This window comes from Diaphorobacter sp. B2A2W2 (assembly GCF_056730635.1).
Genome location: NZ_JBWZOR010000001.1, coordinates 429,297 through 444,083 on the forward strand (window position 1 = coordinate 429,297; position 14,787 = coordinate 444,083).

The following is a 14,787-nucleotide window of genomic DNA, read 5'->3' on the forward strand; positions in this document are numbered from 1 at the left end:
CACCCCTGACCCGAGTGCCGGTGGACGCGCGTTTGCGCCAACGGCTTGAACCCACTCACGGCAACGCCATCTAAGCCAGCATGAGCAACCCCCTCCTCGACTTCTCGGGCCACATTCCCTTCGACCGCATCACCCCCGCCGACGTAGCCCCTGCGGTGGATGTGCTGCTGCAACGCGCAGACGCCGCACTGGAAACCGTCACCCAGCCGGACTACCCGGCCCGCTGGGATGCGATTGCGCAGGTACTGGATGTCGCCACCGAGGAGCTGGGTCGCGCATGGGGCGCCGTCAGCCACCTCAACAGCGTGGCGGACACGCCCGAGCTGCGCGCCGCCTACAACGAGGCGCTGCCCAAGGTCACCGAGTTCTGGACCCGCCTGGGCGCCGACGAGCGCCTGTACGCCAAATACAAGGCGATCGACCCCGCCACGCTCAACCCCGAGCAGCGGCAGGCGCACAGCAATGCGATCCGCAACTTCGTGCTGTCGGGCGCCGAGCTGCAGGGCGCAGCCAAGGAGCGCTTTGCCGCCATCCAGGAACGCCAGGCCGAGTTGCAACAAAAGTTCAGCGAGAACGCACTGGACGCCACCGACGCCTACGCCTACTACGCCACGGCCGAGGAGCTGGACGGCGTGCCGGCCGACGTGCAGAACGCCGCCCGCGCCGCGGCCCAGGCCGAGGGCAAGGACGGTTACAAGCTCACGCTGAAGATGCCGTGCTACCTGCCGGTGATGCAGTTCGCCACCAGCAGTGCCCTGCGCGAGAAGCTTTACCACGCCTACGTCACACGCGCATCGGACCAGGCCAGCGGCGACGCCGCGCGTTTCGACAACACCGCCGTGATGGCCGAGATCCTCGCGCTGCGCAAGGAAGAGGCGCAGCTACTGGGCTATGGCAACTTCGGCCAGGTGTCGCTGGTGCCCAAGATGGCGCAATCGCCCGAACAAGTCATCCACTTCCTGCGGGACCTGGCGCACCGCGCCCGGCCCTTTGCGGAGAAGGACGTAGCCGACCTGCGCGCCTTTGCCGCTGAGCATTTGGGCCTGGCCAACCCCCAGTCTTGGGACTGGCCCTACATCTCCGAGAAACTCAAGGAAGCGCGCTACGCCTTCAGTGAGCAGGAGGTCAAGCAGTACTTCACGGCGCCCAAGGTGCTGGCCGGGCTGTTCAAGATCGTCGAGACGCTGTTCGAGGTGGCCATCCGCCGCGACGTTGCGCCCGTATGGAACAGCGCCGTGGAGTTCTACCGCATCGAGCGCGGCGGCGAGCTGGTGGGTCAGTTCTACCTGGACCAGCCTGCCCGCCAGGGCAAGCGCGGCGGGGCCTGGATGGACGATGCGCGCGCCCGCTGGCTGCGCCCGGACACGGGCCTGCTGCAGACACCGGTGGCGCATCTGGTGTGCAACTTCGCCGACGGGGTGGACGGCCGCCCACCCCTGCTCACGCACGACGACGTGATCACCCTGTTCCATGAATTCGGCCATGGCCTGCACCACATGCTCACCCAGGTGAACGAGCGCGACGTGTCAGGCATCAGCGGCGTGGAATGGGACGCCGTGGAACTGCCCAGCCAGTTCATGGAGAACTTCTGCTGGGAATGGGAAGTGCTGCGCCACATGACCGCCCATGTGGACACGGGCGAGCCGCTGCCGCGCCCGCTGTACGACAAGATGATCGCGGCCAAGAACTTCCAGGCCGGCATGGCCACGCTGCGCCAGATCGAGTTCGCGTTGTTCGACATGCTGCTGCACACCGAGCACGACCCCCAAGGCGACGTGCTGGCGCTGCTGGACCGCGTGCGCGACGAGGTGGCCGTGCTCAAACCTCCCGCCTTCAGCCGCTCGGCCCACACGTTCAGCCATATCTTCGCGGGCGGCTACGCGGCGGGGTATTACAGCTACAAATGGGCCGAAGTACTCAGCGCCGACGCGTATGCCGCGTTCGAGGAAACTGCCGGCGCGGGCGGGGAGCCCAGCGCGGAGACCGGCCGGCGCTACCGCCAGGCCATCCTGGAAGCGGGCGGCAGCCGCCCCGCCATGGACTCCTTCAAGGCCTTCCGCGGCCGCGAACCCACACTGGACGCGCTGCTGCGCCACCAGGGCATGGCAGCATAAAAGTGAGCGGTTCGCGCTTGTCTGCAGGGCGTTTGCGCCTGCTTTCTACTGGAAAATGGCTTGCAGCAAGCGCGACCAGCTATTATTTTTAAGAAACCAAGAGGAGAGGAACCCATGTCCATCATTCGCAACGCTGCCGTGTTGGCCACCACATGCGCCACGGCCGCCCTGCTGTCCACGGCCGCGCTGGCCCAGCAGGTGTACCGCATCGTCGGGCCGGATGGCAAGGTGACCTTCTCCGACCGCGCTCCTGCCGCAAACGCCGAGGGCACAGCGGTCGGCGCCGGACCACGCAGCGGCGGCAGCGGCGCCGAGGCCCTGCCCTACGCTCTGCGCCAGGTGGCCACGCGCTTTCCCGTGACGCTGTACACCAGCAGCGACTGCGTGCCCTGCAACAGCGCGCGCAATCTGCTGATCAACCGTGGCATTCCTTTCACCGAGCGCACCGTCAGCACCAATGAGGACATCGACGCGCTCAAGCGCATGAGCGGTGAATCCAGCCTGCCCTTCGGCACCATTGGCGCACAGCAGCTGCGGGGCTTTTCCGACACCGAGTGGACGCAGTACCTGGACGCCGCCGGCTACCCCAAGCAGTCGCAATTGCCGCCGAACTACCGCCGCCCTGCGGCAGCCCCGCTCGTTGCGGTGCCTGCGCAGCCTGCAGCACCGGCTGCGGACAAGGCGTCCACTGCTCCCGCACGACGCCCCTCGGCGCCACCGGCAGCGCCCACGGGGCCGTCTCCCTCCAATCCGGCCGGCATCATCTTCTAAAAGCGAGGGATGCTCGGCGCGGCATTGCCGCGCCACTGCCATCCCACCGTCTTACAGGGACAGAGTACGCACGCCCTGCGCCGTGCCCAGCAGGCAGACGTTGGCCTTCTGCAGCGCAAACACGCCCACCGTCACCACCCCCGGCCACTGATTCACCTCGGTCTCGAACGCCAGCGGATCGCTGATGGTGAGGCCGCGCACATCCAGTATGTGTTGGCCGTTGTCGGTCACGAGCGGTTGGCCATCCTTGAGACGCAGCGTCGCCTGCCCCCCCAGCGACTCAAAGCGCCGCGCGATGTGCGCTGCGGCCATGGGAATGACCTCCACCGGCAGCGGGAACGCGCCCAGCACGTTCACCAGCTTGGACTCGTCCGCTATGCACACAAAGCGCCGTGCCAGCGCGGCGACGATCTTCTCGCGCGTGAGGGCCGCCCCTCCGCCCTTGACCATGTAGCCGTTGCCGTCGATCTCGTCCGCGCCATCGATGTACACCGACAGCGAGCGCACGTCGTTGGCGTCCAGCACGGGGATGCCCAGCGCCTTCAGCCGCGCCGTGCTGGCTTCGGAGCTGGAAACCGCGCCGCGGATGCTGTCCTTGATAGATGCCAGCGCGTCAATGAACTTGTTGACGGTAGAGCCGGTTCCCACACCCACCAGTTCGCCCGGCACCACATATTGCAGTGCAGCTTGGCCGACCAGGGTCTTGAGTTCGTCTTGGGAAAGGGATGTGGGTGCAGTCATGGGGGAAAATCCGGAAAGATCATTGAATTATCCCCATGTCTCTGCTGCCCTACGCCCTCGCCCGCTCCTTTCTCTTCGGCATGGACGCCGAAGCCGCCCACGAACTCACCATGGACATGCTGGCGCGCGGCCAGCGCACGCCGCTCCAATGGGCCTGGTGCAATGAAACCGTGAGCGACCCCATCGAACTGGCAGGCCTGCGCTTTCCCAACCGCGTGGGCCTCGCGGCGGGGCTCGACAAGAACGCCCGCTGTATCGACGCGCTGGCCGCCATGGGCTTCGGGTTCGTGGAGGTGGGCACCGTCACGCCCCGTGCGCAGCCCGGCAACCCCAAGCCACGCATGTTCCGTCTGCCCGAGGCGCGTGCGCTCATCAATCGCCTGGGCTTCAACAATGAAGGGCTGGATGCCTTCGTGGCCAACGTGCAGCGCTCGCAGGTCCGCACACAGGGCCGCGGCCAGAGCAAACTGCTGCTGGGTCTGAACATCGGCAAGAACGCCACCACGCCCATCGAAGACGCCACGCGCGACTACCTCACCTGCCTGGAAGGCGTGTACCCGCATGCCGACTACGTTACGGTGAACATCAGTTCGCCCAACACGCAGAACCTGCGCGCTCTGCAGAGCGATGCGGCGCTTGACGGCCTGCTGGGTGCCATTGCCGAGCACCGCGAACAGCTCGCCGCCGCCCAGGGCCGCCGCGTGCCCATCTTCGTGAAAATTGCGCCGGATTTGGACGAGGCCCAAGTGGCCGTGATTGCCACCACACTTCAGCGCCACGGCATGGATGGCGTGGTTGCCACCAACACCACCATCCGCCGGGACGCCGTGCAGGGCCTGCGCCATGCCGGCGAGACTGGAGGCCTGAGCGGTGCACCCGTGCTGGAAGCCAGCAACGCCGTGATCCGCCAGTTGCGTGCCGCGCTGGGCCCGGCTTTCCCGATCATCGGCGTGGGCGGCATTCTGAGCGCCGAAGATGCTGTGAGCAAAATCCGCGCAGGCGCCGATGTCGTGCAGATCTACACCGGCCTGATCTATGAAGGCCCTGCCCTCGTGGGCCGTGCGGCCAAGGCGATCCGCGATCTGCATTGAAAACGAACCAAGAAAAAAGGCCGCGATGCGGCCTGATAGAGACTGTGGAACAGGGCTTTAGCCGCGCCGCATACGCATGACCAGCGGCATCACCAGGGTGGCCCAGCGCACCAGCCGTTGAGGCCCCGCCAGCACAGCAGCGCCCGCCACCGCTGCCACCGCAACGGGATGCAGGCGCGCAAACGCCACCAGCCTGGCCGCCAGCGGCGCATCGGGTTCCACCCGAACTTCCGCGCCTGCGGCCACGGCGCGCGCCTGGCGCAGGGCCGCGCGCCGAGCACGCAGCCGCTCACGCTGCACCAGAATGCGGTCCAGCACCTTCTGCTGCTGCGGGGTGGGCACGCGCGTCGGCTGCCCAGAGTCCAGGGAAGAGGGGCTCATAACTGCTCCTTGATGGTGCGCCAGTCCTGCTGCAGCTCCCGCCGCGTAAGGGCAAAGGCATTACCCGCCTGTCGGCCGATGGACACCAGGGCCACCGCCACTGCCACCCAGGCCAGCAACCAGCCGCCAGCCAGCAACCATGCCACCAGCACGCGCTGCGGTGAATCCCAGAACTGGACCAGCACAGCCAGTGACAACAGCAGCAGGGCGATCACGGCCACGCCTCCGAAGAGAACCAGCAGCACCACCAGCTGGGCCATACGGCGCTTCTGGTCGGCCCATTCGAGCCGTGCGAGTTCGATACGGTCTTCCGCCGCGATCGCGCCTTCGATGATGGCGGCCCGCCAGCGTGCAACCCAGCCTTCCAGGCCGAGCAGGGACAACCAGTTCATGCAAGCCCCCCCCTGGCGCTAGAGCGCGCCGCAGCGTTGACGATTCGCCCTGCCATTGCGCTACCGCTCAGCGGCGGGCCAGCATGAAGCCCACCAGCGCCCCTACGGCCAGCGCAGCGCCGGCAACGCGCCAGGGTTCATCGTGGGCATAACGGTCGGCGGCGCGCGCGGCATCTTTGGCCTGCAGGGCTGCCTCCTGAGCGGCACGCACGGCGGAATCGCGCACCGAATGAATGCCGTCATCCAGACGCTGGCGCAGTTGCTTGATCTCGGGAATACCGTCCAGATCCTTGCTGGCCAGCAGACCGCGCAGGTCGCCCACCAGCTTTTCGAGTTCTGCCTGGGTGGAGGAAATGGTTTCGGATACGGTGGTCATACGCGAGCCTTTCATAGCAGGAAACAACGGTAATACGCCGTGCATGGCAAACCATGTAGGCGGGTATCTCATCTTAGCCCAGTGCTCGCGCCGCAGGGCATGGCCGCTATCACAAAATGACCGCGTTGCATCAAGACACGGCGTCTTGGTGCAGCAGACCGGCCACGTGCGCACCGATTGCCAACGCGCTGGTCAGCCCAGGTGATTCGATGCCAAACAGGTTGACCAGCCCCGAGACTCCGTGATCGCGCGGCCCCTGGATCAGGAAGTCTGCCGCGGGCTCATGGGGGCCGTGGATCTTCGGGCGTATGCCGGCGTAGCCCGCCGCCAGTGCACCGTCGCGCAGGCCAGGCCAGTACTTGCGCACCTCGGCGTAAAAGGTCTCGGAGCGGCTCGCATCCACCACCAGGTCCTCGGGGCCTTCCACCCATTGCACGTCGGGGCCGAACTTGGCCTGCCCCCCCAGGTCGAGCGTCAGGTGCACGCCCAGCCCCGCCGCCTCCGGTACGGGATAGATGAGATGGCTGAAGGGTGCCCGGCCGGACAACGTGAAATAGTTGCCTTTGGCATAGGCCGCCTGCGGTACATGCACCGCGGACAACCCCTCGAACTGGCGCGCGAGGACTGGCGCATGCAAACCGGCCGCGTTGACCACGGTGCGCGCACTGATGCACGTGCCATCCATTGCTTCCAAATGGATAGCTTGTGGCGTGCAACGGGCCTTGGCCAGAGGCGAATTCAATGCCAGAACACCACCCGCGTTCTCCAGGTCGCCCAGCAACGCCAGCATGAGGGCATGGCTGTCCACGATGCCGGTACTGGGCGAGAGCAGCGCTGCCACACATTCCAGTTCGGGCTCCAGCGCACGCGCTTCCTCCCGCGAGAGCCATTGCAGGTCATCCACGCCATTGGCCTGCGCGCGCGCTCTGATGCCCGTCAGCGCGTTCTGCTGTTCGGTCGACGTGGCGACGATGAGCTTGCCGCAGCGACTATGGGGCACGCCGCGCTCGCTGCAGTAGTCGTACAGCATGGCCTTGCCTTGTACGCACAAGCGCGCCTTGAGCGAACCCTGCGGGTAATAGATGCCGGCGTGGATCACCTCGCTGTTGCGCGAACTCGTCTCGGTGCCAATGGCATTGGCCGCCTCCAGCAGCCAGACCTCGCGCCCTTGCAGCGCCAATGCACGCGCCACCGCCAGCCCCACCACCCCCGCGCCCACCACGACGCAATCGACCATCTCACTCATCGCTCATGCCTCCGTTGTCATGCCTGCTCGAAACCCTCGAGCACATTCACCGCATTCGTTCCCAGCTCCGCCGCTGCGTAGCCGCCTTCCAGCACCAGCACGGTGGGCAGTCCCACACCACGCAGCCGCGCACCCAGCCGCAGAAAATCCGTCGTCGCCAGCCGAAAGCGCGAGATCGGATCGCCCTCATAGGTATCCAGTCCGAGCGAGACCACCAGGGCATCCGCTCCAAAAGCGGCGATGCGCGCGCAGGCCTGCTCCAAGGCCGCAAACCAAGTGGCAGCATCGGTTCCGGCCGGCAGAGGCAGGTTCAGGTTGCAGCCCGCACCGAGGCCTGCGCCGGTTTCATCGGCATGTCCCAGATAAAACGGGTATTCGGTGCGGGGATCGCCATGGATGCTGACGAAGAGCACGTCCGCACGGTCATAGAAGATGCTCTGCGTGCCATTGCCGTGGTGGTAATCCACGTCCAACACGGCCACGCGGGCCGCGCCGTGGTCGCGCAGCCATTGGGCCGCCACGGCCGCGTTGTTCAAGAAGCAGTACCCGCCCATGAAATCGGGGCCTGCATGGTGCCCCGGCGGGCGTGTGCTGCAGAACGCGGCGCGCTCGCCGGCCGCCAGGCGCGCCGCGGCACTGGCCACCGCGTCGGCGCCTGCTTTGGCTGCCGTCCAGGTGCCCGCTGCAAGCGGCGAGCCGTTGTCCATGGAGTACAACCCCAGCTTGGCAATGAAATTGTCGGGCTCTACATCCGAGCGCAATGTGCGTACCGGCCATACCGACGGAAACGGCTGCACACGGTCCTGCCCTTCACCCAGCGACAGCCACTGCTGCCACGCCGAAGCCAGAAAAGCCAGGTAGCGCGGCGCATGGATCTTTGCCAGTACCTCCGTGCAATCCACATCCGGGGGGTGCAGTACATGCCCCCCCGCAGTCAAAGCTGCTTCCACATAGGCCGCGCGCGTCGGGTTCTCGAAACAGGGTACACGCTCGCCGCGGAAAAATTCGTGCTCGGGAGCGTGGGTGTGCTGCAGCGGGTTATGAAAGGTGATCATCGACGGCGGCCAAGTCAATCGCGACTGCCGGATTGTCATCGACGCCGGCAGTCCCTCACGACCTCAGCGCCAAGAAAAAACCCCTTGCGGCCATACCGGCTGCAAGGGGTTCGGATTGGTGGGTGATACATGGATCGAACATGTGACCCCTGCCGTGTGAAGGCAGTGCTCTACCGCTGAGCTAATCACCCAAAGGACTGTATTTTTGCGAGTACAGGCCCTGACAAAACTGGTGGGTGATACATGGATCGAACATGTGACCCCTGCCGTGTGAAGGCAGTGCTCTACCGCTGAGCTAATCACCCGTGTCGTTGCTGCGACAGCCCGCGATTATGGCATAGCTTTCTCACGCCTCAGACAAAGTCCGCCAAATTGTTTTACCGCTGCTGGACTTGTCGATCTGCGCGAGTACTTCCTCATGCTCGGCAAGCTCCTGCGCACTGGCGGTCAGCACCGTCAGTGCGATGCGGCTCAGATCTACCGCGGCCACGGTGGTGCCTCCTGCCCCGGCGGTGGCCTCATCCATGATCAGCAGGGCATCCTGCCCGCGGGTCATGTTGATGTAGACATCCGCCAGCAACTCCGCGTCCAGCAAAGCGCCGTGCAGCGTACGACTGGAATTGTCCACGCCCAGCCGGTCGCACAGCGAGTCCAGCGAGTTGCGCTTGCCCGGAAACATCTCCTTGGCCATGGCCAGGGTGTCGATCACGCCCCCGACATGCGCGGACAGCGGCGCCAGGCCGACCAGTTCCAGCTCCTTGTCCAGGAAGCCCACGTCGAAGCTCGCGTTGTGGATGATGAGTTCCGCGCCCTGCAGGTATTGCAGGATGTCTTGCACCCGCTCGGCAAACTTGGGCTTGTCGCGCAGGAATTCATTGCTGATGCCGTGCACCTTCAGCGCGTCCTCATGGCTGTCGCGCTCGGGGTTCAGATACAGATGCAGATTGTTGCCGGTGAGCTTGCGGTTGACGAGTTCCACGCAGCCCAGCTCGATGATGCGGTCGCCCCCCTCCGCCGACAGGCCGGTGGTCTCCGTGTCCAGAACAATCTGTCGGGACATCAGTGGTTCTCCTTGGCGTGGTTGATGGAGTACTTGGGAATCTCCACCGTCACATCGCTCTGCGCCAGGATGGCCTGGCAGGACAGGCGCGATTGCGGCTCCAGGCCCCACGCGCGGTCCAGCAGGTCTTCCTCCTCCTCTTCCGCATCATTGAGCGATTCGAATCCTTTGCGCACAACCACATGGCAGGTCGTGCAGGCGCAGCTCATATCGCAGGCGTGCTCGATCTTGATGCCGTTGTCCAGCAATGCCTCGCAAATTGAGGTGCCGGCCGGCGCGGTGATTTCCGCGCCCTCGGGACAGTATTCGTGATGAGGCAGGATCTTGATGACGGGCATGGGTGTTTGAATCAATGGATGAGGTTTGTGCGGTCAGAGGGCACTGACGTTCTTGCCTGCCAGAGCTTGGCGGATACCGCGGTTCATGCGCTGCGCAGCAAACGCCTCGGTGCCCTTGGCCAGGGCCTGCGCTGCGGCCTCGACAGCCGCCGCGTCGGTGCTGGTCTCCAGCGTGGCGCGCAGTGCATGCATCAGGTCGTCGATCGCCGTGCGCTCCGCGGCCGCTAGTACATCGCCGTCCACGTCCAGTGCGCTCTGCGTGGCGATCAGCAGGCGGTCGGCATCCACACGGGCTTCAACCAATGCGCGCGTCTGCATGTCCTGCTGCGCGGTCGCAAAGCCCTCTTGCAGCATGCGCGCGATCTGCTCGTCGCTGAGCCCGTAGGATGGCTTGACGTCAATACGCGCCTCCACACCGCTGGCCTGCTCGCGCGCAGCCACGCTGAGCAGACCATCCGCATCGACCGTGAACGTGACGCGGATGCGCGCCGCGCCCGCTGCCATGGGGGGAATGCCCCGCAGCTCAAAGCGCGCTAGGCTGCGGCAGTCCTGCACCAGGTCGCGCTCGCCCTGCACCACGTGGATGGCAAGAGCGGTTTGGCCGTCCTTGTAGGTGGTGAAGTCCTGCGCCTTGGCCGTAGGAATGGTCTCGTTGCGGCCGATGATGCGTTCGACCAGCCCGCCCATGGTTTCGATGCCCAGCGACAGCGGAATCACGTCCAGCAGCAACAGATCGCCGGCCGCATCGTTGCCGGCCAGTTGGTTGGCCTGGATGGCCGCGCCGATGGCCACCACTTCGTCCGGGTTGAGGTTGGTCAGCGGTTCACGGCCGAAAAATTCGGCCACCGCGGCGCGCACGACCGGCATGCGCGTGGAGCCGCCCACCAGCACCACGCCCTTGACCTCGTCGCGCTCGATCTGCGCATCGCGCAAGGTGCGGCGCACCGCCGCCAGGGAGCGCTGGGTGAGCTCCGCCGTCACTGCCGCAAAATCTTCACGCTTGACATCAAATTGCACTGTAGCGCCCGCCACATCTGCGGTAAAAGCTACATTATCAGTAGCAGTCAGCGCTTCCTTGCAGGCGCGCGCAGCCAAGCGCACCGCCGTCTTGTCTTCGGGCGTAATCGCCCGAACACCTGTCTGCTGCATCACCCATTCGGCCAGGGCGGCGTCGTAATCGTCACCGCCCAGAGCCGAGTCACCCCCGGTGGCAATGACTTCGAACACCCCTTGCGCCAGGCGCAACACGGAGATATCGAACGTGCCACCGCCCAGGTCGTACACGGCATATACGCCTTCGGCTCCGTTGTCCAGCCCGTAGGCAATCGCGGCGGCCGTCGGCTCGTTGATCAGGCGCAGCAGATTCAGACCCGCGAGATGGGCGGCATCCTTGGTCGCCTGGCGCTGCGCGTCGTCGAAATATGCGGGCACCGTGATCACGGCGCCGTAAAGGTCACTGTCAAAGCTGTCTTCGGCACGGTAGCGCAGCGTGGCGAGGATCTCGGCACTGACTTCCACCGGCGATTTCACGCCTGCCGCGGTGGACAGCGAGAGCATTCCGCCACTGTCGGTGGCTGCAATGAAGTCGTAGGGCAGCTTCTCGCGCCCCGTGATGTCGCCCAGGCCCCGGCCCATGAATCGCTTGACGGACGACACCGTGTTGGCCGGGTCCTGCATCTGCGCTGCAGCGGCCTCGTAGCCGATCTGCCGCCCGCCCCCGCCCAGGTAGCGAACGACGGAAGGTAAAAGCACCCTGCCTTGCGCATCGGGCAAGCACTCGGCGACCCCGTTGCGCACGGCCGCCACCAGCGAATGCGTGGTGCCCAGATCAATGCCGATGGCAACGCGCCGCTGGTGAGGATCGGGCGATTGCCCTGGTTCGGAAATCTGCAGAAGCGCCATGAAATGAGTGTGGAAAAGCCGGGGCCCGCAAGCGCACGCCCAGACAGGAGTGACCGAATAAAGCGCCTATTGTCCCAGTTGCTCTCGGCGCAAATCGATGTCGTGCGCAAATCGCGCAATGAACATGAGGGCTCTGACCTCGCGGGCTGCGCCGGCATAGTCCTGCTGCTGGTCCAGCAGTTCCGCACAACGGGCCAACGCCACTTGCCGCGCCATATGGGTGGTGTCGTCCAGCGCGTCAAGCTCCGCAGCACTGCGGGCCTCATCCAGGGCTTCGCGCCACTCCATCTGCTGCATCAGGAAGGCCGCGGGCATGGCGGTGTTGTCCTCGGCGCGGATGGGCGAGCCGCCCAGTTCGCAAAGGTAAGCGGCCCGCTTCAAAGGATCCTTCAGGCGTTGGTATGCCTCGTTGATGCGCACCGACCATTGCATCGCCACACGCTGGGCGGCGGCGCCCTGCGCCGCAAACCGGTCGGGATGGGCTTCACGCTGCAGGTCCTTCCACCGCGCGTCCAGGGCATCGCGGTCCTGGGCAAAGCGGCGTGGCACGCCAAAAAGTTCGAAATCGTCGGATTGGAGGTTCATGGCAATAAAAAAACCGCCAGCGCGGCGGGCGATGGCGGTCCTGTGCAATAAGCGGCCTACGGCGTGCTCACACGCGGAAGCTCTCTCCACAACCACAGCGGTCGCGCTCGTTTGGGTTATTGAAGCGAAAGCCTTCATTGAGGCCCTCGCGCACAAAATCCAACTCGGTCCCGTCGATATAAGCAAGGCTCTTGGGATCGATCAGCACCTTGACGCCGTGATTTTCAAACACAACGTCTTCGGGTGCCTGCTCATCGACATATTCAAGCTTGTAAGCCAGGCCTGAGCATCCGGTGGTCTTGACACCCAGGCGCACGCCCACGCCCTTTCCCCGCCGGGCGAGGTAGCGCGTCACATGGCGCGCGGCAGCTTCGGTCAGCGTGATCGCCATGGTCTTCAGGCGGCCTCGACAGCCGCTCCGTGCTTGGCCTTGTAATCGTTGACGGCGGCCTTGATGGCGTCTTCCGCCAGGATGGAGCAGTGGATCTTCACCGGCGGCAGCGCCAGCTCTTCGGCGATCTGGCTGTTCTTGAGCGAGGCAGCCTCATCCAGCGTCTTGCCCTTGACCCATTCCGTCACCAGCGACGAGGACGCAATGGCGGAGCCGCAGCCGTAGGTCTTGAAGCGCGCATCCTCAATCACGCCCGTATCGGGGTTCACCTTGATCTGCAGCTTCATCACGTCGCCGCAAGCCGGCGCACCGACCATACCGGTGCCCACCGAGTCGTCACCCTTGTCGAAGGAACCCACATTGCGGGGGTTCTCGTAATGGTCAATCACTTTGTCCGAGTAAGCCATGGTGTGTTTCTCCTGTATTCCGTCGTGCCGCGTGTGGTCAGTGAGCCGCCCATTGGATGGTGCTCAGGTCCACCCCATCCTGGTACATCTCCCAGAGGGGGCTCAACTCACGCAACTTGGCGACGTTGTGCCGGATGGTGCTGATCGCGTAGTCAATTTCTTCTTCCGTCGTGAAACGGCCAATGGTCATGCGCAGGCTGCTGTGGGCCAGCTCATCGCTGCGGCCCAGGGCGCGCAGCACATAGCTGGGTTCCAGGCTCGCCGAAGTGCAAGCCGACCCGGAAGACACCGCCAGTCCCTTGATGCCCATGATCAGGGATTCGCCTTCCACGAAGTTGAAGCTCATGTTCAGGTTGTGGGGTACGCGCCGCTCCAGGTCGCCGTTGATAAAGACCTGCTCCACATCCTTCAGACCGTCCAGCAGACGCTTTTGCAGCGCTTGGACCTTGCCCAAATCCTGGGCCATTTCCAGCTTGGCCAGGCGGAAAGCCTCGCCCATGCCCACAATCTGGTGGGTGGGCAACGTGCCTGAACGCATGCCGCGCTCGTGGCCGCCACCATGCATCTGCGCTTCCAGGCGCACGCGCGGCTTGCGACGCACGTAGAGGGCTCCGATGCCCTTGGGTCCGTAAGTCTTGTGCGAAGCCAGGCTCATCAAATCCACGGGCAATTGGGTCAGGTCGATTTCGACCTTGCCGGTGGCCTGCGCGGCATCCACGTGAAAAATGATGCCCTTCTCGCGGCAAAGCGCACCCAGCTGGGGAATGTCCTGGATCACGCCTATTTCGTTGTTCACGAACATGACACTGGCCAGGATCGTGTCAGGGCGGATGGCGGCCTTGAACTTCTCGATGTCGAGCAGGCCGTTCTCCTGCACATCGAGGTAGGTCACCTCGAAGCCTTGGCGCTCCAGTTCACGCATCACATCAAGGACGGCCTTGTGCTCCGTCTTCACGGTGATGAGATGCTTGCCCTTGCCTTGGTAGAAATGGGCAGCGCCCTTGATGGCGAGGTTGTTGGATTCAGTGGCGCCCGAGGTCCACACGATCTCGCGCGGGTCGGCGCCGATCAGATCGGCCACATGGCCGCGGGCTTGCTCCACGGCCTCTTCGGCCTCCCAGCCCCAGGCGTGGCTGCGCGACGCCGGGTTGCCGAAATGTTCGCGCAACCAGGGAATCATCGCGTCGACGACCCGGCCGTCCACGGGGGTCGTGGCGCCGTAGTCAAGATAGATAGGGAAATGCGGAGTCATGTCCATGGCTGGCTCAGTGAAAAGTTCTGGCTGGCATCAGAAAGCAATAGGGTCGACGTGGCGAGCCCGCCCCGCGCGCAGCCCGAGGCCGGCGCAGGTCAGCCTGCAGCTCAAGATTTGGCGAAAGCGTTGCCGAGGGCAAACACCGAATTGGGTGCGTTCACACGGATCGGTTTGACCACCGGCGTGGTGGAGATCGCGCGGCGCGTGACCGGCTTGTCTTCGATTTGCACGCCCTTGGCGAGCTGGTCGTCCACCAGTTTCTGCAACGTGACGGAATCCAGGAATTCCACCATGCGCTGGTTCAGAGAGGCCCACAGCTCGTGCGTCATGCAACGGCCCGCCTCGCCCAGGCAGTTTTCCTTGCCACCGCACTGCGTGGCATCAATGGGCTCGTCCACGGAGACGATGATGTCTGCCACGGTAATATCGCCCGCCTTGCGGGCGAGCGTATAACCGCCGCCAGGGCCGCGCGTGGATTCCACCAGTTCGTGGCGGCGCAGCTTTCCGAACAATTGTTCCAGATAGGACAGCGAAATCTGTTGGCGCTGGCTGATGGCCGCCAAGGTGACGGGCCCATTGTTCTGGCGCAGGGCCAAATCGATCATGGCGGTGACCGCAAAACGGCCTTTGGTTGTGAGACGCATCGCAAGCTCCTTGTCTAGGCTTGATCGTTATAGAAACG

The 14,787-nt window shown here is 64.7% G+C and carries 17 protein-coding genes and 2 tRNA genes; 3 read left to right on the top strand and 16 right to left on the bottom strand.

Annotated features, from left to right (window positions below; all coding sequences use genetic code 11):
• The first annotated feature begins 80 nt into the window (after window positions 1-80).
• Both AC1PPL_RS01935 and AC1PPL_RS01940 read left to right on the top strand, forming a co-directional pair.
• Window positions 81-2,114 (top strand): M3 family metallopeptidase, encoded by a 2,034-nt coding sequence (locus AC1PPL_RS01935; protein ID WP_284466203.1) that lies wholly within the window; start codon window positions 81-83, stop codon window positions 2,112-2,114.
• Between the two features lie 114 nt (window positions 2,115-2,228).
• Window positions 2,229-2,885, top strand: coding sequence for a glutaredoxin family protein (locus AC1PPL_RS01940; protein WP_479972487.1), 657 nt, complete (start codon window positions 2,229-2,231; stop codon window positions 2,883-2,885).
• A 51-nt stretch (window positions 2,886-2,936) separates the two neighbouring features.
• On the opposite strand, the gene rpiA is transcribed toward AC1PPL_RS01940, so the two are convergent.
• Window positions 2,937-3,626 (bottom strand): ribose-5-phosphate isomerase RpiA, encoded by a 690-nt coding sequence (gene rpiA, locus AC1PPL_RS01945; protein ID WP_287740894.1) that lies wholly within the window; start codon window positions 3,624-3,626, stop codon window positions 2,937-2,939.
• Between the two features lie 35 nt (window positions 3,627-3,661).
• On the opposite strand from rpiA, the gene AC1PPL_RS01950 reads away from it, so the two are divergent.
• Complete coding sequence (locus AC1PPL_RS01950; protein WP_479972488.1) at window positions 3,662-4,717, top strand: quinone-dependent dihydroorotate dehydrogenase; 1,056 nt, start codon at window positions 3,662-3,664, stop codon at window positions 4,715-4,717.
• Between the two features lie 57 nt (window positions 4,718-4,774).
• Here the strand turns inward: AC1PPL_RS01950 and AC1PPL_RS01955 are convergent, their stop codons facing one another.
• The 15 genes from AC1PPL_RS01955 to iscR all read right to left on the bottom strand — a co-directional run bounded on the left by AC1PPL_RS01955 (window position 4,775) and on the right by iscR (window position 14,749).
• Window positions 4,775-5,098 (bottom strand): hypothetical protein, encoded by a 324-nt coding sequence (locus AC1PPL_RS01955; protein ID WP_015913198.1) that lies wholly within the window; start codon window positions 5,096-5,098, stop codon window positions 4,775-4,777.
• Complete coding sequence (locus AC1PPL_RS01960; protein WP_123676318.1) at window positions 5,095-5,490, bottom strand: phage holin family protein; 396 nt, start codon at window positions 5,488-5,490, stop codon at window positions 5,095-5,097. The genes AC1PPL_RS01955 and AC1PPL_RS01960 overlap by 4 nt, the downstream gene beginning before the upstream one ends.
• A 67-nt stretch (window positions 5,491-5,557) precedes the next feature.
• Window positions 5,558-5,866: a DUF883 domain-containing protein gene (locus AC1PPL_RS01965; RefSeq protein ID WP_015913196.1), complete on the bottom strand. Its 309-nt coding sequence runs from the start codon at window positions 5,864-5,866 to the stop codon at window positions 5,558-5,560.
• A 130-nt stretch (window positions 5,867-5,996) separates the two neighbouring features.
• On the bottom strand, window positions 5,997-7,112 hold the full coding sequence (locus tag AC1PPL_RS01970; protein ID WP_479972489.1) for an NAD(P)/FAD-dependent oxidoreductase: 1,116 nt from the start codon (window positions 7,110-7,112) through the stop codon (window positions 5,997-5,999).
• Between the two features lie 17 nt (window positions 7,113-7,129).
• The gene (locus tag AC1PPL_RS01975; RefSeq protein ID WP_479972490.1) at window positions 7,130-8,167 is read right to left on the bottom strand and encodes a histone deacetylase family protein; all 1,038 of its coding nucleotides are present in this window, start codon (window positions 8,165-8,167) and stop codon (window positions 7,130-7,132) included.
• Between the two features lie 116 nt (window positions 8,168-8,283).
• Window positions 8,284-8,358, bottom strand: a tRNA-Val gene (locus tag AC1PPL_RS01980).
• Window positions 8,359-8,397: 39 nt separating this feature from the next.
• Window positions 8,398-8,472, bottom strand: a tRNA-Val gene (locus AC1PPL_RS01985).
• 41 nt (window positions 8,473-8,513) lie between these two features.
• Window positions 8,514-9,227 carry a DNA polymerase III subunit epsilon gene (gene dnaQ / locus AC1PPL_RS01990; protein ID WP_287924402.1) on the bottom strand — a complete coding sequence of 238 codons (714 nt, stop codon included), beginning with the start codon at window positions 9,225-9,227 and terminating at the stop codon, window positions 8,514-8,516.
• Complete coding sequence (gene fdx, locus AC1PPL_RS01995) at window positions 9,227-9,565, bottom strand: ISC system 2Fe-2S type ferredoxin (protein ID WP_011805370.1); 339 nt, start codon at window positions 9,563-9,565, stop codon at window positions 9,227-9,229. The genes dnaQ and fdx overlap by 1 nt, the downstream gene beginning before the upstream one ends.
• Window positions 9,566-9,598: 33 nt before the next feature.
• Entirely contained in the window at window positions 9,599-11,467 is a 1,869-nt protein-coding gene (gene hscA / locus AC1PPL_RS02000; protein WP_479972491.1) for a Fe-S protein assembly chaperone HscA, read from the bottom strand.
• Window positions 11,468-11,533: 66 nt separating this feature from the next.
• Window positions 11,534-12,052: a Fe-S protein assembly co-chaperone HscB gene (hscB, locus tag AC1PPL_RS02005; protein ID WP_011805372.1), complete on the bottom strand. Its 519-nt coding sequence runs from the start codon at window positions 12,050-12,052 to the stop codon at window positions 11,534-11,536.
• A 67-nt stretch (window positions 12,053-12,119) separates the two neighbouring features.
• Window positions 12,120-12,443 (bottom strand): iron-sulfur cluster assembly protein IscA, encoded by a 324-nt coding sequence (gene iscA, locus AC1PPL_RS02010; protein ID WP_011805373.1) that lies wholly within the window; start codon window positions 12,441-12,443, stop codon window positions 12,120-12,122.
• A 5-nt stretch (window positions 12,444-12,448) separates the two neighbouring features.
• Window positions 12,449-12,850, bottom strand: coding sequence for a Fe-S cluster assembly scaffold IscU (gene iscU, locus AC1PPL_RS02015; protein ID WP_011805374.1), 402 nt, complete (start codon window positions 12,848-12,850; stop codon window positions 12,449-12,451).
• Window positions 12,851-12,887: 37 nt separating this feature from the next.
• Window positions 12,888-14,108: an IscS subfamily cysteine desulfurase gene (locus AC1PPL_RS02020; protein ID WP_088886889.1), complete on the bottom strand. Its 1,221-nt coding sequence runs from the start codon at window positions 14,106-14,108 to the stop codon at window positions 12,888-12,890.
• A 104-nt stretch (window positions 14,109-14,212) separates the two neighbouring features.
• A complete protein-coding gene (gene iscR, locus AC1PPL_RS02025; RefSeq protein ID WP_011805376.1) occupies window positions 14,213-14,749 on the bottom strand; it encodes a Fe-S cluster assembly transcriptional regulator IscR in 537 nt (178 codons plus the stop codon).
• Between the last annotated feature and the right edge of the window lie 38 nt (window positions 14,750-14,787).

Excerpts from the sequence above, each read along its gene's own strand:
- AC1PPL_RS01935 (WP_284466203.1), top strand. The coding sequence starts at position 81 with ATGAGCAACCCCCTCCTCGACTTCTCGGGCCACATTCCCTTCGACCGC.
- rpiA (WP_287740894.1), bottom strand. The coding sequence starts at position 3,626 with ATGACTGCACCCACATCCCTTTCCCAAGACGAACTCAAGACCCTGGTC.
- fdx (WP_011805370.1), bottom strand. The coding sequence starts at position 9,565 with ATGCCCGTCATCAAGATCCTGCCTCATCACGAATACTGTCCCGAGGGC.
- AC1PPL_RS01950 (WP_479972488.1), top strand. The coding sequence starts at position 3,662 with ATGTCTCTGCTGCCCTACGCCCTCGCCCGCTCCTTTCTCTTCGGCATG.
- iscR (WP_011805376.1), bottom strand. The coding sequence starts at position 14,749 with ATGCGTCTCACAACCAAAGGCCGTTTTGCGGTCACCGCCATGATCGAT.
- AC1PPL_RS01955 (WP_015913198.1), bottom strand. The coding sequence starts at position 5,098 with ATGAGCCCCTCTTCCCTGGACTCTGGGCAGCCGACGCGCGTGCCCACC.
- AC1PPL_RS01960 (WP_123676318.1), bottom strand. The coding sequence starts at position 5,490 with ATGAACTGGTTGTCCCTGCTCGGCCTGGAAGGCTGGGTTGCACGCTGG.
- AC1PPL_RS01965 (WP_015913196.1), bottom strand. The coding sequence starts at position 5,866 with ATGACCACCGTATCCGAAACCATTTCCTCCACCCAGGCAGAACTCGAA.
- AC1PPL_RS01940 (WP_479972487.1), top strand. The coding sequence starts at position 2,229 with ATGTCCATCATTCGCAACGCTGCCGTGTTGGCCACCACATGCGCCACG.
- hscB (WP_011805372.1), bottom strand. The coding sequence starts at position 12,052 with ATGAACCTCCAATCCGACGATTTCGAACTTTTTGGCGTGCCACGCCGC.
- AC1PPL_RS01970 (WP_479972489.1), bottom strand. The coding sequence starts at position 7,112 with ATGAGTGAGATGGTCGATTGCGTCGTGGTGGGCGCGGGGGTGGTGGGG.
- AC1PPL_RS02020 (WP_088886889.1), bottom strand. The coding sequence starts at position 14,108 with ATGGACATGACTCCGCATTTCCCTATCTATCTTGACTACGGCGCCACG.
- dnaQ (WP_287924402.1), bottom strand. The coding sequence starts at position 9,227 with ATGTCCCGACAGATTGTTCTGGACACGGAGACCACCGGCCTGTCGGCG.
- iscA (WP_011805373.1), bottom strand. The coding sequence starts at position 12,443 with ATGGCGATCACGCTGACCGAAGCTGCCGCGCGCCATGTGACGCGCTAC.
- AC1PPL_RS01975 (WP_479972490.1), bottom strand. The coding sequence starts at position 8,167 with ATGATCACCTTTCATAACCCGCTGCAGCACACCCACGCTCCCGAGCAC.
- iscU (WP_011805374.1), bottom strand. The coding sequence starts at position 12,850 with ATGGCTTACTCGGACAAAGTGATTGACCATTACGAGAACCCCCGCAAT.
- hscA (WP_479972491.1), bottom strand. The coding sequence starts at position 11,467 with ATGGCGCTTCTGCAGATTTCCGAACCAGGGCAATCGCCCGATCCTCAC.